Annotated in this window: 19 protein-coding genes; 8 read left to right on the top strand and 11 right to left on the bottom strand. The window is 69.8% G+C overall.

Features of this window, described 5'->3' with window-relative positions; genetic code table 11:
• The 6 genes from pgl to tkt are packed head-to-tail and all read right to left on the bottom strand — an operon-like array spanning position 1 to position 8,371.
• Positions 1-777 carry a 6-phosphogluconolactonase gene (gene pgl, locus EV137_RS04385; RefSeq protein WP_238175078.1) on the bottom strand — a complete coding sequence of 259 codons (777 nt, stop codon included), beginning with the start codon at positions 775-777 and terminating at the stop codon, positions 1-3.
• Positions 774-1,883, bottom strand: a complete 1,110-nt coding sequence (locus EV137_RS04380; RefSeq protein ID WP_134126696.1) for a glucose-6-phosphate dehydrogenase assembly protein OpcA — start codon at positions 1,881-1,883, stop codon at positions 774-776. Before EV137_RS04380 ends, pgl begins: the two co-directional genes overlap by 4 nt.
• A complete protein-coding gene (gene zwf / locus EV137_RS04375) occupies positions 1,880-3,430 on the bottom strand; it encodes a glucose-6-phosphate dehydrogenase (RefSeq protein WP_134009557.1) in 1,551 nt (516 codons plus the stop codon). Before zwf ends, EV137_RS04380 begins: the two co-directional genes overlap by 4 nt.
• A 25-nt stretch (positions 3,431-3,455) precedes the next feature.
• Positions 3,456-5,036: a phosphoglucose isomerase-related protein gene (locus tag EV137_RS04370; RefSeq protein ID WP_134126694.1), complete on the bottom strand. Its 1,581-nt coding sequence runs from the start codon at positions 5,034-5,036 to the stop codon at positions 3,456-3,458.
• Entirely contained in the window at positions 5,033-6,142 is a 1,110-nt protein-coding gene (gene tal, locus EV137_RS04365; RefSeq protein WP_134126692.1) for a transaldolase, read from the bottom strand. The genes EV137_RS04370 and tal overlap by 4 nt, the downstream gene beginning before the upstream one ends.
• Positions 6,143-6,184: 42 nt before the next feature.
• Positions 6,185-8,371: a transketolase gene (gene tkt, locus EV137_RS04360; protein ID WP_134126690.1), complete on the bottom strand. Its 2,187-nt coding sequence runs from the start codon at positions 8,369-8,371 to the stop codon at positions 6,185-6,187.
• Positions 8,372-8,670: 299 nt separating this feature from the next.
• Between tkt and EV137_RS04355 the strand changes: the two genes are divergently transcribed.
• Positions 8,671-9,597, top strand: coding sequence for a heme o synthase (locus tag EV137_RS04355; RefSeq protein ID WP_238175321.1), 927 nt, complete (start codon positions 8,671-8,673; stop codon positions 9,595-9,597).
• Positions 9,598-9,619: 22 nt separating this feature from the next.
• On the opposite strand, the gene EV137_RS04350 is transcribed toward EV137_RS04355, so the two are convergent.
• Entirely contained in the window at positions 9,620-10,558 is a 939-nt protein-coding gene (locus EV137_RS04350; protein WP_166679772.1) for a LysR family transcriptional regulator, read from the bottom strand.
• A 119-nt stretch (positions 10,559-10,677) separates the two neighbouring features.
• Between EV137_RS04350 and EV137_RS04345 the strand changes: the two genes are divergently transcribed.
• Positions 10,678-12,741, top strand: coding sequence for an MMPL family transporter (locus EV137_RS04345; RefSeq protein ID WP_134126686.1), 2,064 nt, complete (start codon positions 10,678-10,680; stop codon positions 12,739-12,741).
• Between the two features lie 85 nt (positions 12,742-12,826).
• Entirely contained in the window at positions 12,827-13,912 is a 1,086-nt protein-coding gene (locus EV137_RS04340) for a ScyD/ScyE family protein (RefSeq protein WP_134009569.1), read from the top strand.
• 99 nt (positions 13,913-14,011) lie between these two features.
• On the opposite strand, the gene EV137_RS04335 is transcribed toward EV137_RS04340, so the two are convergent.
• Positions 14,012-15,688: a carboxylesterase/lipase family protein gene (locus tag EV137_RS04335; RefSeq protein ID WP_134129356.1), complete on the bottom strand. Its 1,677-nt coding sequence runs from the start codon at positions 15,686-15,688 to the stop codon at positions 14,012-14,014.
• A 110-nt stretch (positions 15,689-15,798) separates the two neighbouring features.
• On the opposite strand from EV137_RS04335, the gene EV137_RS04330 reads away from it, so the two are divergent.
• Positions 15,799-16,575: a TetR/AcrR family transcriptional regulator gene (locus EV137_RS04330; RefSeq protein WP_134126684.1), complete on the top strand. Its 777-nt coding sequence runs from the start codon at positions 15,799-15,801 to the stop codon at positions 16,573-16,575.
• Here the strand turns inward: EV137_RS04330 and EV137_RS04325 are convergent.
• Genes EV137_RS04325 through EV137_RS04315 form a run of 3 tightly spaced genes read right to left on the bottom strand, consistent with a single transcriptional unit; the run spans position 16,545 to position 18,995 of the window.
• Complete coding sequence (locus EV137_RS04325) at positions 16,545-17,471, bottom strand: COX15/CtaA family protein (RefSeq protein WP_134010349.1); 927 nt, start codon at positions 17,469-17,471, stop codon at positions 16,545-16,547. The two genes, EV137_RS04330 and EV137_RS04325, sit on opposite strands and share 31 nt — an antisense overlap.
• 19 nt (positions 17,472-17,490) lie before the next feature.
• Positions 17,491-18,276, bottom strand: a complete 786-nt coding sequence (locus tag EV137_RS04320; RefSeq protein WP_134126682.1) for an ABC transporter permease — start codon at positions 18,274-18,276, stop codon at positions 17,491-17,493.
• Positions 18,273-18,995, bottom strand: coding sequence for an ABC transporter ATP-binding protein (locus EV137_RS04315; RefSeq protein ID WP_238175077.1), 723 nt, complete (start codon positions 18,993-18,995; stop codon positions 18,273-18,275). The genes EV137_RS04320 and EV137_RS04315 overlap by 4 nt, the downstream gene beginning before the upstream one ends.
• Positions 18,996-19,122: 127 nt before the next feature.
• Between EV137_RS04315 and EV137_RS04310 the strand changes: the two genes are divergently transcribed.
• From EV137_RS04310 to EV137_RS04295, 4 genes are read left to right on the top strand one after another with little or no spacing between them, the layout of a single operon-like run.
• Complete coding sequence (locus tag EV137_RS04310) at positions 19,123-19,848, top strand: helix-turn-helix transcriptional regulator (RefSeq protein ID WP_370344346.1); 726 nt, start codon at positions 19,123-19,125, stop codon at positions 19,846-19,848.
• Positions 19,845-21,257: a Fe-S cluster assembly protein SufB gene (gene sufB / locus EV137_RS04305; protein WP_133788289.1), complete on the top strand. Its 1,413-nt coding sequence runs from the start codon at positions 19,845-19,847 to the stop codon at positions 21,255-21,257. The genes EV137_RS04310 and sufB overlap by 4 nt, the downstream gene beginning before the upstream one ends.
• Positions 21,257-22,459, top strand: coding sequence for a Fe-S cluster assembly protein SufD (gene sufD, locus EV137_RS04300; protein WP_134126680.1), 1,203 nt, complete (start codon positions 21,257-21,259; stop codon positions 22,457-22,459). The genes sufB and sufD overlap by 1 nt, the downstream gene beginning before the upstream one ends.
• Entirely contained in the window at positions 22,456-22,794 is a 339-nt protein-coding gene (locus tag EV137_RS04295) for a non-heme iron oxygenase ferredoxin subunit (protein ID WP_131340840.1), read from the top strand. The genes sufD and EV137_RS04295 overlap by 4 nt, the downstream gene beginning before the upstream one ends.
• Positions 22,795-22,802 lie beyond the last annotated feature (8 nt).

Raw genomic sequence — 22,802 nt, 5'->3', positions numbered from 1 at the left:
CTACTCGATTTGCGATGCGGCGGCTTCGTCGAGGAGCCACAGTGTGCGGTTGCGGCCCTTGGGGGCCGAGGCAGGGAGGGTGCTGGTTTCCTTCAGGGCCCCGGCCACCGCAGCGGCCTTGTCCTCACCGGAGACGACGAACCAGACCTCGCGCGAGCGGTTCAGGGCCGGGACCGTGAGCGAGATGCGGGTCGGCGGCGGCTTGGGGGAGTCGTGCACCGCGACCGCCGCCACGTCGGTGACGGCGACCTGCGGGTAGCCCGGGAACAACGACGCCACGTGCCCGTCCGGCCCGACACCCAGCATCAGTACGTCGAACGCCGGTACGGCGCGGCGCTTGTCGTCGCTCAATGCCGAGATGGCCGCAGCGAGTTCGCTGGCGTACGCCTCGGCGGCTGCCTCGGGCGACTGCCCGGTATCGGCCGGCATCGGGTGGACGCGAGCCGGGTCGACGTCCATGTGGGCGAGGAGGGCGTCGCGGGCCTGGGTCTCGTTGCGCTCGGGGTCGCCGGGCGGCAGGAACCGCTCGTCGCCCCACCAGAACTCGACCCGCTGCCAGTCGATGCTTGCCCCGGCCGGCGACTCGGCAACGGAGCGGTAGACCGCAGCCGCGACCCGGCCGCCGGTCAGGACCACCTGCGCGACGCGGCCGTTGCTCTGGGCATCGACCAGCGCGGTGATGAAACGTGCCGCCACTGCGTGCGCCAACGCCGTGGCATCGCGGTGGATCAACAGCTCCGGGTCGACCACCCGGCTGGGAGCCGATGCATCGGTCATGAGCGTCCCACCGCCTTCTTACCCGCAGCCTTCTTGGCTGCCGTCTTCTTCGCCGCGGACTTCTTCGCAGCCGCCTTCGTCGCCGGGGCTGCCTTCTTCGCGGCCGGCTTCTCGGCGGCCACGACCTTCTTGCCTGCCGCGGTCACCTTGGCGGCCGTAGACCTGCGCGCCGTATCCGCGACCTTCTTCGCGTCGGCCGGCATCGCGTCCCGCTCGACCATGCAGGCCAGCGTCTTCGCGTACACGTCGTCCGGATCGAGCCGCCGCAGCTCCTCGCTCAACAGCTCGGACGTCGTACGCCGCTTCAACGCCACCGGCCGATCCGGCTGGCCCGGCACGCTGAACGTCGCCATCGCACCGTCCGGTCGCGTCAACGCGATCGGACCGGACGGCGTGAACAGCCGTACGGCGGTCACACCCGGACCTCGCGAATTCCGCTGCTCCACCGGCACCTTCAGCCGCGACTGCAACCACGCGGCCATCAGATCGGCACTCGGGTTCCCGCGAGCGGCCGCGACCTCGGCCCCGGTCACCTTCGTCGGGTACTGGTCCAGCGCGGCCGCCATCAGCGCTCGCCACGGCGTCAACCGGGTCCACGCGAAGTCCGTGTCACCAGGCGCGTACCCCTCGGCCCGCGCGCTGTAGTCGACCGACGCCCGCCGCGTAGCAGCGGCGTCGGTCACCCGGCGCCGACCCAGCCGGCCCAACGGATCCTCGGCGGGCACACGAGGCCCACCGCCCGGCCACCAGACGATGACGGGTGAGTCGGGCAGCAACAGCGGCGTGATCACGGACTCCGGCACCTTCGCCAGTTCACCGTGCAGCCGCAGCAGCACCGCTTCACCTGGAATGCCTTCGCCGACCCGCACCTCGGCGTCCAGTCCGGAGGCACCGCGGCCCGGTCGCAGGATCGCGACCAGGACCCGGGACGGGTGTTCGCGACCGGCCTCGTTCGCGGCCTTCATCGCGTCGTGGTGGGACGCCTCGTCGACGACCACCACGATGGTGCCGACCATGCCCATGGCCGGCGAGCCGGCGTTCCGCCGGGCCTTCAGCAGCGCCGACGCGATCTCGCTCGACGTGGTGTCGGTCAGGTCGATGATCATGGCCGCCTCCAGGCACGTCCGTCGCGGGCGAGCATCTCGTGGGCCGAGTCCGGGCCCCAGTCACCGGACGCGTACTGCTCCGGCTTCCCGTGCCGCGCCCAGTAGTCGAGCACCGGGTCGAGGATCTTCCAGCCCAGTTCGACCTCGGTGTGCTGCGGGAACAGCGGCGGATCACCGAGCAGTACGTCGAGGATCAGCCGCTCGTACGCCTCGGGGGAGGACTCCGTGAACGACCCGCCGTACGCGAAGTCCATGTTCACGTCGCGGATCTCCATCGACGTACCGGGCACCTTCGCGCCGAAGCGCACCGTGATGCCCTCGTCCGGCTGGATCCGCAGCACCAGGGCGTTCTGCCCGAGCTCTTCGGTCTCGGTCTTGTTGAACGGCAGGTGCGGCGCGCGCTTGAACATCACCGCGACCTCGGTGACGCGCCGGCCGAGCCGCTTGCCGGTACGCAGGTAGAACGGGACGCCCGCCCAGCGCCGGGTGTCGACGTCGACCCGCAGCGCGGCGAACGTCTCCGTCGCGGACGACGCCGGAATGCCGTCCTCCTGCAGGTAGCCCTTCACCTTCGAGCCACCGGCCCAGCCCGCCGCGTACTGCCCACGCGCACTGTGCAGATCGAGCCGCTCCGGCAGCTGTACGGCGTTCAGCACCTTCTTCTTCTCCTGGCGCAGCGACCAGGCGTCGAAGCTGACCGGCTCCTCCATCGCGACCAGCGCGAGCAACTGGAGGAGGTGGTTCTGGATCACGTCGCGCGCGGCGCCGATGCCGTCGTAGTACCCGGCGCGGCCGCCGATGCCGATGTCCTCGGCCATCGTGATCTGTACGTGGTCGACGTAGTTGCTGTTCCAGATCGGCTCGAACATCGCGTTCGCGAACCGCAGCGCGAGGATGTTCTGGACCGTCTCCTTGCCCAGGTAGTGGTCGATCCGGAAGACCGCCTCGGGCGGGAACACGGACTCGACGACCTGGTTCAGCTCGCGGGCGCTCTTCAGGTCGTGACCGAACGGCTTCTCGATCACCACCCGCCGCCACGAGCCGGGGTGCTCGTCGGTCAACCCGTGCTCGGACAGCTGCCGCACGACCTCCGGGAACAGACCTGGCGGGATCGACAGGTAGAACGCGTGGTTGCCGCCGGTGCCGCGGGTGACGTCCAGCTCGTCGACCGTCTCCCGGAGCCGCTTGAACGCCTCGTCGTCGGTCAGGTCGCCCGGCACGAACCGGAAGCCCTCGGCGAGCTGCTGCCAGACCTCCTCGCGGAACGGCGTCCGCGCGTGCTCCTTCACCGAGTCGTGCACGATCTGGGCGAAGTCCTGGTTGGTGTAGTCACGACGGGCGAACCCGACCAGGGCGAAACCCGGGGGCAGCAGTCCCCGGTTCGCCAGGTCGTAGACCGCCGGCATCAGCTTCTTGCGGGCCAGGTCGCCGGTGACCCCGAAGATCACCAGGCTGCACGGCCCGGCGATCCTCGGCAGCCGCCGATCCTGGGGATCGCGCAGCGGGTTCACCGGACCTGTCGGCTCTTCGCCGAGCTCAGCGGTCATGGGCCGCTTTCCTCCGAGTGTCGTGTTACTTGAACAGGGACAAAAGCTGCTGTACGCCGGACGCCACGTCGGTCAGGTGCAGACGCAGCACCGGACGGCCGCGCTCCGCGATGACGCCCGCATCACCGGCCGCCTGTGCCGAGATCAGCGTCCCGAACGTGAACGGCCGGTCCGGGATCTCCACGTCGGTCGGATGCGCCCCGGTGATCTGCAGGAACACGCCCTCCGGGTGGCCGCCCTTGTGGTACTGGCCGGTCGAGTGCAGGAACCGCGGGCCCCATCCGAAGGTCACCGGACGGTCCGTCTTGGCCGCCAGCGCCGGCCGGATCGCGATCAGGTCGGCGTCCCGCTCGGAGTCCAGGTACGCCATCACGGCGACGTAGCCCTTCGGATCGAGCTTGCCCAGCAGCGCGTCGACCGCGCCCTGCAGCGAGTCCACACCGTCGAGCAGGCCCTCAGTGGCTCGGACTTCCACGGCGCCGTCGGTGAACGCGGCCGCTTCCGGCTCCGGCTGCGCGTCGAGCAGACCACGCGCCGCCTTCTTCGCGCTCTCCACGTCCGGCTGGTCGAACGGGTTGATGCCGAGCAGGTAGCCCGCTACCGCAGTCGCCACCTCCCACAGCAGGAACTGACCGCCGAGCGAACCGGAGGTCAATGCCGTCGGCACGCCACTGGTCGCCTTCTCCGCCAGCAGAGCATTGGTGAGATCGGCAGCCTCGCTACGCAGCTCCGGAGCGGTCACCTCGACGGCGACCGGGAGTACGCCGGTGCCGTTCTTGCCGGTGCTCTCCGCGATCAGCTGCTCGGCCCAGTCCGGGAAACCGACGATGTCGGAACCGTCGGCCGTGATGATCGCCTTGTCGCGACCTGCGCTGGCGGCGAGCACCGCGCCCAGCCACAGCGCCGGGTTGTCGGTGGAGTCGGCCTGCAACGCCGGCGCCGCCTCGGCTGCCTGGTCGAGCAGCTCGGCGATGTCGGCGCCGGCCAGACCGGACGGCACCAGGCCGAACGCCGTCAGCGCGCTGTACCGTCCGCCGACGTTCGGGTCCGCGAGGAACGTCTTGCGGTAGCCCTCGTCCGCCGACAGCTTCTCGAACGGCGAACCCGGGTCCGTCACGACGACGATCCGCGAGGCCGCGTCGATGCCCGCGTCGGTGAACGCCTTGGCGAAGGTACGGCGGTGGCTGTCGGTCTCGACCGTCCCGCCGGACTTGCTGGACACCACGATCACGGTCTTCGACAGGTCACCGTCCAGGGCGCGCTTGATCACGCTCGGGTCGGTCGAGTCGAGGACGACGAGCTCCACGCCCGCCGTCCGGGTGATCACCTCCGGAGCCAGCGACGAGCCGCCCATGCCGGACAGCACGATCCGGTCCAGGCCCTCGGACCGCAGGTCGGCCTGCAGTGCCTCGATCTCGGCCAGCAGCGGCCGCGAGGTGTCGTGCAGGTCGACCCAGCCGAGCCGGATCGACGCCTCGGACTCGGCGTCCGGGCCCCAGATCGTCGCGTCCTTCGCGGCGATCCGGGAGGCGATCTTCTCCGCGACCAGCTTGTCGACGACCTCGGCCCAGTCGCCGTTCTGGGTGGTGACCTTCGGAGTGCTCACTTGGCAGCCGCCTTGAGGGCCGACGCGACGGTGTCCTGCAGCTCGGACCAGGAGGCGTCGAACTTCGAGACGCCCTCGTCCTCGAGCAGCTGCACGACCTCGTCGTACGAGATGCCCAGCTTCTCCAGGTCGTCGATCACCTTGCGGTCGGCCGCGTAGTCGCCGCGGACCGTGTCGCCGGTGATCTCGCTGTGCTCCTCGACCGCCTTGATGGTTGCCTCCGGCATCGTGTTCACGACGCCGCGGGTGACCAGGTTGTCGACGTACAGGGTGGGGGAGTACGACGGGTCCTTGGTGCCGGTCGACGCCCACAGCGGGCGCTGCGGCTTGGCGCCGGCGGTCTCCAGCTCCCGCCAGCGGTCGGAGGCGAAGATCTCCTCGTACGCCTGGAACGCGAGCCGGGCGTTGGCGATCGCGGCCTTGCCCTTCAGCGCCTTGGCCTCGGCGGTGCCGATCGCCTCCAGCCGCTTGTCGATCTCGGTGTCCACCCGGCTGACGAAGAACGACGCGACGCTGGCCATCTTGGTGACGTCGTGACCGTTCTCGACGGCCTGCTCCAGACCGGTCAGGAACGCGTCCGCAACCGCCTTGTAGCGCTCCAGCGAGAAGATCAGCGTCACGTTCACGCTGATCCCGGCGGCCAGCGTCTGGGTGATCGCCGGCAGGCCTGCCTTGGTGGCCGGGATCTTGATGAACACGTTCTCCCGGCCGACGATGTCCCACAGCTGCTTGGCCTGCTCGACGGTCTTCGCGGTGTCGTGCGCGAGCGTCGGCTCGACCTCGATCGACACCCGGCCGTCCTGGCCCTCGGAGTCGTCGTACGCCGGCTTGAACACGTCGGCGGCGTCACGGACGTCGCTCGTCGTGATCACCCGGATGGCCTCGTCGACGGACACGCCCTCGGCGGCCAGCCGGCCGATCGTCTCGGCGTACGCGTCGGCGTCCGAGATGGCCTTCGCGAAGATGGTCGGGTTCGTGGTCACGCCGACCACGTGCTTGTCCTCGATCAGCGCCTGCAGGCTGCCGCTGGTCAGCCGCTCACGGGACAGGTCGTCCAGCCAGATGGAGACACCCGCGTCGGCGAGTGCTTTCAAGCGATCGTTCATGGTTCCGATGCCTTCTTCCGAAATCTTCTGTTGTCAGGTGTCTCAGTTGGCCTGTCCGGTGCCGCCGGCGTCGGCCGGTCCGACCGGCCCGGCGGCGGCGCGGCCGGGCGGGACACCCGGTCCGCTGATCTGCGCGGCGGCGGCGATGCTGTCCTTCGCGGCCTGCACGACCGCCTCGGTGGTGATGCCGAACTCGTCGTACAGCGTCTGGTACGCCGCGGACGCGCCGTAGTGCTCCAGGCTCACCGAGCGGCCGGCGTCGCCGACGATGTCGTGCCAGCTCTGCGCGATCCCGGCCTCGACCGAGACCCGGGCCCGCACGTCCGCCGGGATGACCGACTCGCGGTACGCGTCGTCCTGCTCGTCGAACCACTCGCGGGACACCATCGACACCACGCGGGCGTTGACGCCCTCGTCGGCCAGGACCTTGCGGGCCTCGACCGCGATCTGCAGCTCGGAGCCGGTGCCGATCAGCACCACGTCCGGCGTGCCTTCGGTGTCGAGCAGCACGTAACCGCCCTTGTGCACGTTCTCGGTGGTCGCGAAGCCGTCGGTGCCGCGCGGGAACGTCGGCACGTTCTGCCGGGTCAGTGCCAGGCCGGCCGGGCGGTCGGTGTGCTCGAGGATGGTCGCCCACGCGGCCGCCGTCTCGTTCGCGTCACCGGGCCGTACGACGTCCAGGCCCGGGATCGCCCGCAGCGCCGAGAGGTGCTCGATCGGCTGGTGCGTCGGACCGTCCTCGCCGAGACCGATCGAGTCGTGCGTCCACACGTACGTCACCGGCAGCTGCATCAGCGCGGCCAGCCGGACGGAGGGACGCATGTAGTCGGAGAAGACCAGGAACGTACCGCCGTACGGGCGGGTCAGGCCGTGCAGCGCGATGCCGTTCAGCACCGAGCCCATGGCGTGCTCGCGGATCCCGAAGTGCAGGACCCGGCCGTACTCGTCGCCGGAGAACTCCTTGGTCGAGAACTCCGCCGGGATGAAGGACGGCTGGCCCTTCGGGGTGGTGTTGTTCGAACCGGCCAGGTCGGCCGAGCCGCCCCAGAGCTCGGGGAGCTCCGGTGCGAGTTTGGTCAGCACCTCACCGGAGGCGGCGCGGGTCGCGACCCCCTTGGCGTCGGCGTCCCAGCTCGGCAGGGCGTCCTTCCAGCCGGCCGGCAGTTCCCGCTTGGAGAGCCGGTCGAGCAGCGCGGCCCGCTCCGGGTTCGCGGCCTTCCACTCGTCGAACTTCGCGGTCCACTCGGCCTCCAGGACCTTGCCCCGGTCCAGCGCCTGGCGGGTGTGCGCGATCACGTCGTCGGCGACCTGGAACGACTGCTCCGGATCCCAGCCGAGCACCTTCTTGGTCGCGGCGACCTCGTCGGCGCCGAGCGCCGAGCCGTGGATCTTGCCGGTGTTCTGCTTGTTCGGGGCCGGCCAGCCGATGATGGTGTGCAGCCGGATGAAGCTCGGCTTGTCGGTCACGGCCCGGGCCGCCTCGAGCGCGTCGTACAGCGCCTGGACGTCCTCCTCGTAACCGGTGCCGCCGAGCGTCCAGTCAACGTCCTGGACGTGCCAGCCGTACGCCGCGTAGCGGGCCGCCACGTCCTCGGACAGTGCGACGTCGGTGTTGTCCTCGATCGAGATCTTGTTCGCGTCGTAGATGATCGTCAGGTTGCCGAGCTTCTGGTGCCCGGCCAGCGACGACGCCTCGGAGGCGACGCCTTCCTCGATGTCACCGTCGGACGCGATCACGTAGATCTGGTGGTCGAACAGGCTCTCGCCCTTCGGCGCGTCCGGGTCGAGCAGGCCGCGCTCCCGGCGGGCCGCCATCGCCATGCCGACCGCGTTGCCGATGCCCTGGCCGAGCGGGCCGGTGGTGGTCTCGACGCCGGCGGTGTGCCGGTACTCGGGGTGGCCCGGGGTCTTGCTGCCCCAGGTCCGCAGCGACTTCAGGTCGTCCAGCTCGAGGCCGAAGCCGGCCAGGTAGAGCTGGATGTACAAGGTCAGGCTGGAGTGTCCCGCGGACAGCACGAACCGGTCGCGGCCGGCCCAGTGGGTGGCCGCCGGGTTGTGCCGCATCACCTTCTGGAACAGCAGGTACGCCGCCGGTGCGAGGCTCATCGCCGTACCGGGATGTCCGTTGCCGACCTTCTCGACCGCATCCATCGCGAGCACCCGTACGGTGTCGACCGCGCGCTGGTCCAGTTCGGTCCATTCAAGCTTTGGGCTGGTCTTCTCCGTCACGCCGGCGGCGCTCCTCTCGATGGTGACCTTCTAGGTGTCTCACGCAGAGCCTACTGTGACGCGGCCTGTCGGCTGCACATTGCTCCAAGGCTTGTCAACCAGCTGGTAACTGGTGCTGTTCCCGGACGTCTCCGACATCACACCCGGCCGATCGGAGGGGGGTGCGAGAACCCTCCTACGGGGCGTCGTAGACTGCTGAATCGTCAGCGCCGCTCATCCGGCGTCAACCCACTCTGTTCGAGGTGTTCGTGACGGCCGTCGACCCGCGTTCTGCCGCGACGACGTCGTACCCGACGCCGCTGCCGGACGCTACCGCTGTATCAGCTGCAACGGTGAGTCCGTCGGTGCGCGACGTGGTGAAGGCGTACGTCGGTCTGACCAAGCCGCGCATCATCGAGCTGCTCCTGATCACCACCGTGCCGGTGATGTTCCTGGCAGCCGGTGGCGTGCCCGGTCTCGAGGTGGTCGTGGCCACGCTGATCGGCGGCGTGCTCGCCTCCGGCAGCGCCAACACGATCAACTGCGTCCTCGACCGCGACATCGACGAGCAGATGCGCCGGACCCGGCGCCGCCCGCTGCCGCGGCACGCGGTCAGCCCGCGCTCGGCGACGATCTTCGGCGTCGTGCTCGGTGTGCTGGCGACCCTCGAGCTCGGCTTCTTCGTGAACTGGCTGTCCTCCGGCCTCGCGCTGGCCGCGAACCTGTTCTACGTCTTCGGCTACACGATGGTGCTCAAGCGCCGGACCGTGCAGAACATCGTCTGGGGCGGGATCGCAGGCTGCTTCCCGACCCTGATCGGCTGGACCGCGGTCACCGGCAAGCTGGCCTGGACGCCGGTCGTGCTGTTCCTGGTCGTCTTCTTCTGGACGCCGCCGCACACCTGGTCGCTCGCGATGCGGTACCGCGAGGACTACGCGTCGGTCGACGTGCCGATGCTTCCCGTGGTCGCCACCCCGGTCGCCACCGCGCGGCAGATCATGGCGTACTCCGTGGTCATGGTGATCACGTCGCTGGCGCTCTGGCCGATCGGCGACACCGGCTGGGTGTACCCGCTGGCCGCGGTCGTGCTCGGTTTCGTGTTCCTCCGCGAGGCGCGCCGGTTGTTGGTCCGGGCCCACACCGGCGCGGACGGCGCCGCGCTGCGCCCGATGCGGCTCTTCCACTTCTCGAACATCTACCTCGCGCTGCTGTTCATCGCCGCCGCGATCGATCCGCTGCTGCACTGAGGCCAGGTCCTACAGCCGTGCCCTACAGCCGGGCGCGGTCGGCCGCGGGCATCCACGTGTCGCCCGCCGCTTCCAGCGGTACGCCGTACAGCCTGGAAGCAGCATCCTGGACGGCCTGGACCCGGCTGTCCGGAACCCGGCGCCGCCACATCGCCCACCACGCGAACACCGGCACCGGATCGACGATCGGTACGACGGCGAGCCCCGGACCGGGTGCCGCCATCGCCCCGCCGAACAGCGTGCCGAGCCCCGGATCGTCTGCGAGCCTGCCGAGGAAGTACTCGAGACCCAGCGTCGACCCGGTGCGGTCCACCGTCAGCCCGAAGTCCGCGCACAGCTCGTCGACGAGGTCGATCCACTCCCGCGGCGCCCCGGTCATCGGGAACCAGAGCCGAGCGTCCCGCAGGTCCGCCATCGGTACGGCGTCGCGTCCCGCCAGCGGATGGCGTGCGCCGACCAGGAGCCGGATCGGCTCGAGCAGCACGACCCGGCGCCGGAGGTCGGCAGGCCACGGTCCGGTGACCGCGCCGGCCCGTCCCAAGGCGATGTCGACGTCTGTCGTCCGCAGCGCCTCGAGGGCGTCGTGGTGATCGGTCCGGGTCCGGGCCTCGACGACGACGTCGCCGCGCTGCGCCACGCCGCGCGCGATCAGCATCGACGACAGGTGGTCGTCGAGAACGTCGATCCGCAGTGGGCCCGCGTTCTTCGCCGCCTCGACGGCGAGGGCGTCGGCGGTGTCGACCGCCTGCCGGGCCAGCGGCAGCAGCCGGCGACCGGTCTCGGTGATCCGGACGTTCCGGAGCGACCGGTCGAACAGTGACACCCCGAGCTGGCTCTCCAGCCGGTTGATCCGCTTCGAGATCGCCTGCTGGGAGATGACGAGCCGCTCGGCGGCCCGGCCGAAGTGACCTTCGTCGGCGACCGTCACGAAGGCCCGCAGGGTGCCCGAGTCGAGGTCCACACCCGCCCTCATCCTGTCCGACAACCGCTGGTTGTCAACGGGCGAGCGATGGCTGTTGGACCGGGGTCCTCGTGCCGGGGTCTGGTGGAGGTGTTCATCGGACGACCGAGGAGATCGACATGACGCGCATGCTGCACCGGCTCGGACGGCTGTGCGGGACGCATCCCTGGCGCGTGGCCGTGCTCTGGCTGCTCCTGCTCGGGGCGGTGACCGGTGCCTCGGTGGCTGCCGGCGGCAGCCTGCGCGACACGGCCGACGTTCCGGGTACGTCGAGCGCGCGGGCGACCGCGATGCTTCGGGACCACTTCCCGGATCGCAGCGGTGCCGTGGCCCACGTGGTGGCTCGCGCCACCGCTGGACTGCCTGCCGGTGCAATCGACCGGACCGTGCACTCCCTACGGTCGGTGGAACACGTCCAGACGGTGACGCCGTCCGTCACGCCGGACGGGCGGTCGGCGTTGATCGCCGTACAGTTCGCAGTCGGGCCGGAGGGACTCGATCTGAAGGAGACCACGGCCGCGCTGACCGGGGCTGCGGCTCCGCTGCGGGAGGCGAGCGCCCAGGTCGCCGTCGGCGGCCAGGTCCCGGAAGGGGTGCAGGGCCCGAACGGAGTCGCCGAGGCGATCGGGGTCGCGGTCGCGATCGTCGTGCTGATTCTGGTGTTCGGCTCGTTGCTCGCGGCCGGGCTGCCGTTGCTGATGGCGCTGGTCGGGATCGGCGTGGGCATGGGGCTGATCGGGTTGCTCGCGGCGGTCGCCGACGTGAGCACGGTGAGCCCGACCCTCGGATCGATGCTCGGACTCGGCGTCGGGATCGACTACAGCCTGCTGATCATCGCCCGGTATCGCGACGAACTCGGACGCGGGTCGGCTCCGCTCGACGCGGTCGCCGAGGCGGTGGCGACGGCCGGGCATGCGGTGGTGTTCGCCGGGCTGTGCGTGCTGATCGGCATCCTCGGGCTGGCGTTCAGCGGCATCCCCAGCTTCACGACGATGGGGTTGGCCGCCGGGCTGGTGGTGCTGGCGACGATGCTCGCCGCGATCACCCTGCTGCCGGCGATCCTCGTGCCCGCAGGACGCCGGGTGTTGCCCCGGCGAGCACCTCGCGGTCAGGCGCCGCCGGCCTTCCGCTCCGCCTGGGCGGAGCGGTCCACGGGGGCCGTGGTGCGGCGGCCGGTGCTCGCTCTCGCGGCCGGCCTGACCGCGCTGGGCGTGATCGCGGCGCCGGTGGCCGGGCTGCGTCTCGGTCAGAACGACGCCGGCAGCGAACCGCTGTCGAACCCGACGCGGCAGGCGTACGACCTGGTCGCCCAGCACTTCGGTCCTGGGTGGAACGGGCCGCTCGCCGTGGTCGTCGACCGCGCAAGGGTCGATGACACGAGCCTCGCGAGCCGGATGGCGTCCCGACCGGACGTCGCGGACGTGATGCCGCCGCTGCGATCGGCCGACGGTACGACGGCGGTGCTGACCGTCGTACCGAGGACTGGTCCGCAGGACGCGGCGACGTACGAGCTGGTCGGTGCGCTGCACCGGGAGTTGCCCGGCGGTGCCGAGCTGGCGGGGCCGACGGCAACGACGGTGGACATGACGACGGTCCTGCAGCAACGGCTGTGGCTGGTGATCCTCGTCGTGCTGGCGGCGACGTGCGTGCTGCTGGTGGCGGTGTTCCGCTCGCTGGTGCTGGCGGTCAAGGCGGTGCTGGCCAACCTGCTCTCGGTGGCCGCGTCGTTCGGTGCGTTGACGGTGGCGTTCCAGACCTCGCCGGGCTCGGAACTGCTCGGTCTCGCCGAGCCGGTGCCGATCGTCGCCTGGGCGCCGGTGGTGCTGTTCGCGATCCTGTTCGGGCTGTCGACCGACTACGAGGTGTTCATGCTGAGCCGGGTCCGGGAGGCGTACGACGCGGGCCTGCCGCACCGGGAGGCCCTGGTCGAGGGGCTCGCGTCGAGTGCGAAGGTGATCACCTGCGCGGCCGCGATCATGATCGCGGTGGCGGCCGGGTTCGCGGCCGACCCGGCAGTCATGGTGAAGATCGTCGGCGTCGGCCTGGCGGTGGCGATCTTCCTGGATGTGACGCTGGTCCGGATGCTCGTCGTGCCCGCCGTGCTCGCGCTGCTGGGCGACCGGACGTGGTATCTGCCGGGTGCCGCACGGTCCCGGGGCGGACGCGGTGCGTTACCCCGTTGACCTGAACGTGATCTGATGTTGCGATGGGCATCTGCCTGTGGACGGGGATCCACGCCTGGGGAGGCGTTACAGCAGGGGGATTCGCATGGGGGTACGAACACGCATCGCCGCGGTCGCGGCACTCGCTCTGACCGCCACGGTCCTGGTCGCGGGCCAGGCCGAGGCCGGGGGCAACCACTCGAGTTTGAAGCCGGTGGCAACGGGTCTGGACGGGCCGCGCGGCGTCTCGACGTACAAGGACAAGGTCATCTACAGCGTCACCGACGGCTCGGTGTACGCGACCGACGGCCACAAGACCTGGAAGCTCGGCCAGGTCCCGGGAGGATTCGCACCGGCGATCGACACGAACAAATGGGGTACGACGTACGCCCTGACCGGCGGTGGCGGTCCGGAAGGCGACACCCCGCCAGGCGGCGCCACCCTGTTCCGGCTGCGTCCGGGCAAGTCGCCGGTCCCGGTCGCGGACATCGGCAAGTACCAGTCGCACGACCCGGATCCGTACAACCTGGCCGACCCGCCGACCGAGTCGAACCCGTTCGGTGTCGCGGCGCTACGGGACGGCACCGTGCTGGTGGCGGATGCCGCCGGCAACGACCTGCTCCGGGTCTGGCCGAACGGCAAGATCCAGACCGTTGCCCGGTTGAAGCCGCGCGTGGTGAAGACGCCGGCCGGCCTCGGACCGGAGGCCCCGCCGGCCGGGACGATGATCCCCGCCGAAGCCGTCGCCACCTCGGTGACGGTCGGTTCGGACGGCTACTGGTACGTCGGTGAACTCCGCGGCTTCCCGGCGACACCGGGAACGTCGGAGATCTGGCGGATCAAGCCAGGCTCCGTGGGAGCGGTATGTGATCCGGTCAAGCCGAACAAGGGCAATTGCAAGCGGTACGCCGACGGCTACACGTCGATCGTCGACCTGGCCGGCGGCCCGCACGGCAAGCTGGCCGTGGTCCAGCTGGCCCGGGAGAGCTGGCTCAAGTTCGAGATGGGCGGCTCGACCATCGGCTCGCTGTACCTGCAGTACCCGGGCAAGGGACATCGGGCTGGGTACAAACGAGAACTGGTCCGCGGTCAGCTGAACCTGCCGGGAGGCACAGCTTTCAACCGGTGGGGCCAGTTGTTCGTCGCCGGGCCGGTCTTCGGCCCCGGCGCGGTCTACCGAGTGAAGTACTGAGTGAAGTACTGAGTGAAGTGATCTGCTGAGCGACGCGCGGGGCGCCCGTCAGGTGGCGGGTGCCCCGCGTTGGCCCGAACGGCGGCCTTGTCGATCAGGTCAGGAGCCGATCGAGGCCCAGAAGGCGCATTGGTGTTCCTGGGCCAGGTCGGCCGAGGTGATTCTCGCAGGGGCGAGCGACTGGACGTGGTCCTTGTTCTGGAACGGCTGCCAGCGTGGCTGACCCGGACCGTTCGGGTTCCCGGTGCGTGCGAACTGGGTCCAGTAGCTCATCATCGTCGCGGAGAGTTCTTTCTGCCCGGGAGTTCTCGGGCCCGGGAGTTGCTCGTCGGCGAAGAGGTACTGCAGTTCGGCGCCGTGGTACGCGCCGGTCGGGAAGTTGGGCTTCGGAAGCGTGGTGAACCACGGAGCGGTCTCGTCGGCGAACTCGTACGCGAACAGCGGTGTCTGCGCGGCGATTGCGCGGTCTCGGTCGAGGACCGGGCAGCCCCACGCCCAGTCCGTGACCACGGCCGACAAAGCCTCGCCGGCCGAATGGAACTGTTCGATGGGATAGCGGGCCAGGACCCGTTCGGCGTCCGACTGCCCGAACAGCGTGTGGACTTCTTCTCTGTAACTGGCCGGGGTGGTCACCTGATCGGTTGCTGTTTCGATCGCGGCGGTGAACAGGCGGTGTTCGTCCCGCGTGGTGCCCTGGATGATCGGCACGTGGTTGAAGCGACCGGTTGCGAAGGCGCGGTCCGGGCTGAGAGGCAGCACTCCACCACCAACGGTCGGGCCTGATCCCACTCCGTCGTCGGACCACTTGGTGAGCTCCTCCGGCAGCTTGTCTCGCAAACAGGCCGCAGCGGCCGCCGGGTCGGCGCAGCCGATCTCGGCCGCGACCTCGAGGCCGTGCTGCTCGCGCTCGGAGCGGGGTAGCGGAAACCAGGTCGGCGGTCCGGGCGACCACTTCCGCCCGGTGCACTGGGCGCTCTGCAGGATCGCCTTCTGGAACAGTCCTGCGGATCCTGGCGCGACCAGGTGGGAACAGACGCTGGTGCCGCCGGCGGATTCACCGAAGATCGTGACATTGCCCGGATCGCCGCCGAATGCCGCCGCGTTGCGCCGGACCCACCGCAATGCGGCCTGCTGGTCCTCGAGGCCGAAGTTCCCCGAGAGTTGCCGAGCTCCGCCGTGGTCGAGCGCCGGATGGGCAAGGAAGCCGAAGATGCCCAGCCGGTAGTTGGGGCTGACCACGACGACCTGGCCGCTGTTCGCCAACTGCTGTGCGTCGTACAGGCTGCCGGCTCCGTTGATGAAGCCGTTGCCGTGGATCCACACCATCACCGGCAGCTTGTGTGCGCCGCTGTCGCGGGGCGTGGTGACGTTGAGGTAGAGGCAGTCCTCGGTCGTGCTGGCCTCGTCGATCAGCCCTCCGGCCTGGGCGCAGCGATTCCCGGGCTTGGTCGCGTCCCGGATGCCACGCCATGACGCGGCCCGTTGCGGCGATGCCCAGCGGAGTCGGCCGGTCGGCGGTGCGGCGTACGGAATTCCTTGGAAACGCCGGGCCTGCGGGGTGAGCGTGCCGCGTACTGCCCCGGCGTCCGTCGAAACCACGGCGTCTGCGGGAGTTTCCGGCGTACCACGGCTGTTCGTCGCGGCTTGGGCCGCACCTCCACAGGCCGCGGCCGAGCTCGCGAGAAGCGCCGCGGTCAGCAATGCTCCGAGCCGGCGAGAAAGGCCGGACCGCGGTCGTCGCCGAGCCGGTCCGTCGTGGTGATCCTGCTGTCCCATGGGCACGCTCGCATCCTCAGGTGTATTTGTGTGTGGGTCACACTAATATAAAGTGTAAGGTACACACGAAGTCAAACACCGCGTTTTGCCAGGCGTGAGGAGCCGACCTGATGCCGTTGACCGACGATGCGCACCTGCCGCCGGGGCTGGTGCTGGCGTGGGGTCTGCCCGCCAAGTCGAAGAACAAGCTCGGCCGGAAGCCGACGCAGAGCGTCGAGCAGATCGTCGACGCAGCCCTCGAGCTGGCCGATGCCGAGGGGTTCGCCGCGTTGTCGATGCCCAAGATCGCCCAGCGGCTGGGGCTGACCGCCAACGCGATCTACAGGTACGTCAGCTCGCGCGACGAGCTCCTGGTTCTGCTCGGTGACGCAGCCTGGGGTCCGGCGCCGGACGGGGTCGTCGGCGCACGGGACTGGCGAGCCGGGGCGACCGCCTGGACCCAGGCGATGGTCGATCGGTGCGACATCCACCCATGGCTCTGCGATCTGCCGATCCGCGGAGCGCCGATGACGCCGAACCTCCTCGGCTGGGCAGAGGCGATCCTGAAGGTGCTGACCGGTGCCGGGCTCAGTCCCGCCGAAAGCCTGTCGTGCGCGTTGCTGCTGGACGGTTATGCCAGGCGGATCGCCAGTGCGCGGCGCGATGTGCGGGACAGCAGCGCGAGCACCGTCGAGCCGGCAGCGGTGGCGCAGTTCCTGGAACCTCGGCTGCACGAGCTCGGATACTCGGTCCTGGCCGCCCTGATGGCCGGCGACCAGTACACCGACGAGATCCGCGACGCCGACGTGACCTTCGGGCTCGACCGAATCCTGGACGGCATCGACGTACTGATCACACAGCGGCCGTCGGGCGTTCGTCAGGTGGCGGGGGTGCCGCGTTCGCCGTAGACGGCTGTGACGAGGGCGATCAGTAGCCCGGCAAGGAACATGTGGACCAGGACGACACCCCACGGCAGGCCGGTGAAGTACTGCGTGAAGCCGACGGCGCCCTGCAGGAGTTCGACGGCGAGCAGCCAGGCGGCGAGCTTGCGGAGCGTGCGTGAGGTCGCTGTCACGCGGGTCGCGATCACCAGCGCGATCGAGATTCCGAGCAGGCCGAACACCACATCCGAGTGCAGCTGACTGACCAGCTCAGGGTCGAACCCGTTGCGGCCGGTCTCCGGATCACCCGAGTGCGGCCCGGCGCCGGTCACAATGGTGCCGAGGGCAACGGTCAGCCAGACCGCCACCACCGAGGCGGTGGCGAGCGCGCGGACCACCGGGGGAGTGTGCGGGTACGGGCTGGTGCGCGAGCGGCGCATCATCGAGACCGTCAGCGTGATGATGATCGGCGAGACCAGGAAGTGCGCCGAGACGATCCAGGGGTTCAGGCCGGTGAGGACGCTGATGCCGCCGATCACCCCTTGCAACGGGACCCCGAGCGCGGCCGCGGTCGCCAGCCGGCGCAGGTCCCGCCGGATCGGGCGGTAGCGCATGACGACCAGCCAGGTGAGGATCGCGACGATCGCGACGACGAACCCGAGCATCCGGTTGGTGAACTCGATCGCGCCGTGGATGCCGAGGGCGGCGTGTGGGACGTACGAGTCGTCGGTGCAGGACGGCCACGTCGGGCAGCCGAGCCCCGAGCCGGTCAGCCGGACCAGTCCGCCGGTGACCACGATGCCGATGTTCACGACCACCGATGCCCAGCCCCAGCGCCGGACGGCGTCCAGGCTCGGCTCGGGAACCAGTCGCCAGAATCCGCTGACTGGCTCAGTCTCTTGGGGCGGGGTCTCGGTCGTCATCACCGGCACACTCTAAAGGTCAGTCCCAGCGGAAGGTGCGGGACACCAGGTACCCCAGCACCCCCGCCCAGAGTGCCAGTGAGAGCGCCGCCGCCCACGGAATCACCCCTTCGACCGTGGAATTCGCGATCCCGTTGGCGAGCGCGGCGCTCGGCAGCAGCCGTACGACGCCTTGCATACCGGCCGGGTACTCGTCGACGGGCGTCATGATCGCGCCGCCCACGAGCAGCAGCAGGTACAGCAGGTTCGCCGCGGCCAGCGTTGCCTCGGCCCGCAGTACGCCGGCCATCAGCAGACCCAGTGACGCGAAGGCCGCCGTACCGCACAGAACCGTGAGGACGACGCCGAAGACCGCCTCGAACCCGCCGATCGGCTTCCACCCGAGCGCGAACCCGGTGCCGGTCAGAACGATCAGCTGGATGACCTCGACGATCAGGACCGCACCGATCTTGCCCGCGAGCAGGCCGGTGCGGGACAGCGGTGAGGCGCCCAGGCGCTTGATGACGCCGTATCGGCGCTCGAAGCCGGTCGCGATCGCCAGCGAGGTGAACGACGAGGACAGGATCGCGAGTGCGAGCACCCGGGGGACCGCCTCGTCGATCGGCCGGCCGCTGCCGAGCGGCAGCCGCTCGCCGAGGCCGGTCCCGCCGAGGAGGAGCAGCAGGCCGAGCGGGATCACCAGGGCGAGCAGCAGTTGCTCGCCGTTGCGGACGAGCAGCTTGAACTCCATCCGGGTGTGCGCGAGCACCTTCCGCGGCCAGGGCGCGCTGCCCGGCCGCGGGGCGTACGTCGCGGCGCTGCTCATGGTGTCTCCCGCTTCGGCGCGGTCAGTTCGAGGAACACGTCCTCGAGGGACTTGGTGTGGTGGTCGGTGAGGGAGTCTGGGGTGCCGGAGGCGATCACCTTGCCGGCCGACACCACGTGCACCTGGTCGGACAGCTGCTCGGCCTCGTCCATCGCGTGCGTCGTCAGCACGACCGTCACGCCGTCGTCGCGCAGGTCGCGGATCAGCTGCCAGATCTCGCGGCGCCCGTGCGGGTCCAGGCCGGTGGTCGGCTCGTCCAGGAACGCGATCTCCGGCCGTCCCACGATCGCCAGCGCGAACGACAACCGCTGCTTCTGTCCGCCCGAGAGCCGGCGGTACGGCGTCCGCCCGCAGCTGCCCAGGTCGAGGCGCTCCACCAGGGCGGGCACGTCGAGCGGGTGGGTGTGCAGCGTGGCGACGTACTTCAGCATCTCGACCGCGCGCACACCCGACCAGGCGCCGCCCTCCTGGAGCATCACGCCGATCCTCGGCATCAGCTCGTCGTGGTCGGCGAGCGGGTCCAGGCCGAGGACCCGGACAGTGCCCGAGTCCGGGCGCCGGAAGCCCTCACAGGTCTCCACGGTCGTGGTCTTGCCGGCGCCGTTCGGGCCGAGCACGGCCGTCACCGTGCCGGCGGATACGGTGAGACCGAGACCGTCGACCGCGGTCTTCTCGCCGTACCGCACGACGAGGTTGTCGATCTCCACCGCGACTGGCACAAACGCAGCATAGAGAACGGCCCGGAGTGACCTCGCTCACGGTCGGGTCCCGGGTTCCGCGTGAGCGCCCGAACCGGTAAGGCGACCCTTATTTGAAGGGCCCGCGGAATTACGCGACACTGATGTTGTGAAAACTCCTGCGACCGACCGAGCCGTGCCTCACGGCGCTGCCGGCGCGCGGGACGAGTCCACCAGGGACAGGGTCGCACGCTCGATCCTGACCAACGGCCCGTCCAGCGCCGCGGTGCTGGCGGAACGGCTGGAGCTCACCCCGGCGGCGGTTCGCCGGCACCTGGACCACCTGCTCGACGAGGGCCTGGTGGAATCGCGCGAGGAGCGCGTCTACGGCCCCCGCGGCCGCGGCCGCCCGGCGAAGGTGTTCGTGCTGACCGACTCCGGCCGGCACGCCTTCCACCAGGCGTACGACGACCTCGCGGCGACCGCGATGCGGTTCATCGCCGAGGCCGGCGGTGACGACGCCGTGGCGGAGTTCGCTCGGCGCCGGGTCTCCGAGGTGGAGGAGCGCTACCGGGAACTGCTCGCGCAGGCTCCCGAGAGCAAGAAGGCGGAGGTGCTCGCCCAGGCCCTGACGGCCGACGGCTACGCCGCCTCCACGGCGGAGGCGGGCCACGGCGCCCAGCTCTGCCAGCACCACTGCCCGGTCGCGCACGTGGCCGCGCAGTTCCCCCAGCTGTGCGAGGCCGAGACCGAGGTGTTCTCGAGACTCCTCGGCAAGCACGTGCAGCGACTGGCCACCATCGCCCACGGCGACGGTGTCTGTACGACGCATATCCCGGGCGCCAGCCCGGTTCCCCCTGTATCCGACGGCGAAGCTGCGAGGACTACACGATGACGCAAACCGCTCACCCCGAACTGGAAGGCCTCGGCAACTACCAGTACGGCTGGGCCGACTCCGACGCCGCCGGTGCGGTCGCCCAGCGCGGCCTCAGCACCGACGTGGTGCGGGGCATCTCCGCGCTGAAGAACGAGCCGGAGTGGATGCTCGACCTGCGCCTGAAGGGCCTGAAGCTCTTCGACCGCAAGCCGATGCCGTCGTGGGGCGCCGACCTGTCGGGAATCGACTTCGACAACATCAAGTACTTCGTCCGGTCGACCGAGAAGCAGGCCACCTCCTGGGAGGACCTGCCGCCGGACATCAAGAACACCTACGACAAGCTCGGTATCCCGGAGGCGGAGAAGCAGCGCCTGGTCGCCGGCGTCGCCGCGCAGTACGAGTCCGAGGTCGTCTACCACCAGATCCGTGAGGACCTGGAGGCGCAGGGCGTCATCTTCCTGGACACCGACACCGGCCTGAAGGAGCACCCGGAGCTCTTCAAGGAGTACTTCGGCTCCGTCATCCCGGTCGGCGACAACAAGTTCGCCTCGCTGAACACCGCGGTCTGGTCCGGCGGCTCGTTCATCTACGTCCCCAAGGGCGTCAAGGTGGACATCCCGCTGCAGGCGTACTTCCGGATCAACACCGAGAACATGGGCCAGTTCGAGCGGACCCTGATCATCGTCGACGAGGACGCCTACGTGCACTACGTCGAGGGCTGCACGGCGCCGATCTACAAGTCCGACTCGCTGCACTCCGCGGTCGTCGAGATCATCGTGAAGAAGGGCGCCCGCTGCCGCTACACGACGATCCAGAACTGGTCGAACAACGTCTACAACCTGGTCACCAAGCGCGCCACCTGCGAAGAGGGCGCGACCATGGAGTGGATCGACGGCAACATCGGCTCCAAGGTGACGATGAAGTACCCGGCTGTGTACCTGATGGGCGAGCACGCCAAGGGCGAGACCCTGTCGGTCGCGTTCGCGGGCGAGGGCCAGCACCAGGACGCCGGCTCCAAGATGGTGCACAACGCGCCGTACACCTCCAGCTCGATCGTGTCGAAGTCGGTGGCCCGCGGCGGCGGCCGGACGTCGTACCGCGGTCTGGTCGAGGTGGCGCCGGGCTCGCACCACAGCAAGTCCACGGTGCGCTGTGACGCGCTGCTGGTCGACACCATCAGCCGTTCGGACACCTACCCGTACGTCGACGTCCGCGAGGACGACGTGGCGATGGGGCACGAGGCGACCGTGTCCAAGGTCAGCGACGACCAGCTCTTCTACCTGATGAGCCGGGGCATGGCCGAGGACGAGGCGATGGCGATGATCGTCCGCGGCTTCATCGAGCCGATCGCCCGCGAGCTCCCGATGGAGTACGCGCTGGAACTCAACCGGCTCATCGAGCTGCAGATGGAAGGGGCCGTCGGCTGATGTCCGCCGCTGAAACGCTGGTTGCCACTGGCAACCGGGCACACTCCCACGGGCCGGGGTCCCCGGTCCCGCTCCAGGCGCGCAGTGAGCGGCCGAGGTCGTACGACGTGGCCGACTTCGCGGTGCCGAACGGACGCGAGGAGGAGTGGCGCTTCACCCCGGTCAAGCAGCTCAAGGCCCTGTTCGACGACGCGGCCGGCACCGAGACCCCGAAGATCGACGCTTCCGGTCCGGAGGGTGTCGTCTTCGAGACCGTCGCGGCGGACTCGCTGAAGGTCGGCAAGCCGCAGGACCGGTCCGCGGCCGTCGCCTGGAACCACGCGGGCGAGGCGTTCGCGGTCCGGATCCCGGTCGAGGCCGAGCTGACCGAGCCGGTGCACGTGAACGTCGCGAGCCTCGGTGCCCGCGGCTTCAGCCACCTGATCGTCGAGGCCGGCCGGCACAGCCGCGCGATCGTGATCATCGATCACACCGGCGCGGGCGAGTTGGGCACCAACGTCGAGATCGTCACCGGCGACGGCTCCGAGCTCCGCGTGGTCAGCATCCAGCAGGGTGACCACGAGTCCATCCACCTCGCCCAGCACGACGCGCTGGTCGGGCGGGACGCGAAACTCCACCACGTGGTCGTGACCCTGGGCGGCAAGATCGTCCGGGTCGCCACCAACGTCCGGTACGCCGGGCCCGGCGGCGACGCGGAACTCCTCGGGGTGTACTTCGCCGAAGGTGGTCAGCACCACGAGAACCGGCTCTTCGTCGACCACGAGGCCACCAACTGCAAGAGCAACGTGCTGTACAAGGGCGCGCTGGCCGGTGACCACGCCCGCTCGGTGTGGATCGGCGACGTGCTGATCCGGGCCGCGGCCGAGGGCACCGACACCTTCGAGCTGAACCGGAACCTGGTGCTCACCGACGGCGCCCGCGCCGACTCGGTGCCGAACCTGGAGATCGAGACCGGCGAGATCGAGGGCGCCGGTCACGCGTCCGCGACCGGCCGCTTCGACGACGAGCAGCTGTTCTACCTGCAGGCCCGCGGTATCCCCGAGGACGCGGCCCGGCGGCTGGTGGTGTCCGGCTTCTTCAACGACATCATCGGCAAGATCGGCGTACCCGAGGTCACCGAGCACCTGCACGACGTGATCGAGCAGAAGCTGGCGCGGGCCGCGGAGTTGAGCGCATCGGCCAAGGCGGTCGTCGGGCAGTGAGCGACACGTTCGAGCGCGCCTGCGCCGCCGCCGACGTCCCCGACGAGGGTGTGATCCCGGTCGAGGTCGGCGGTGTCGAGGTCGCGGTCGTGAAGAGCGAAGGACAGTACTTCGCGGTGCGGGACGAGTGCTCGCACGCGCAGATCCAGCTGTCCGAGGGCGACGTCGGCGAGTGCGAGATCGAGTGCTGGCTGCACGGGTCCCGCTTCGACCTGCGCACCGGCGAGCCGACCAGCCTGCCGGCCTACGACCCGGTGCCGATCTACCCGGTCCGCCTCGACGGCGACGACGTACTCGTCGACGTGAAGAACCCCTTGAACCAAGCATCCCTGTAAACGACGGA

The sequence above is a fragment of the Kribbella pratensis genome (assembly GCF_004366075.1).
Classification (GTDB): domain Bacteria; phylum Actinomycetota; class Actinomycetes; order Propionibacteriales; family Kribbellaceae; genus Kribbella; species Kribbella pratensis.
This window is presented reverse-complemented; position numbering and strand designations above follow the sequence as displayed.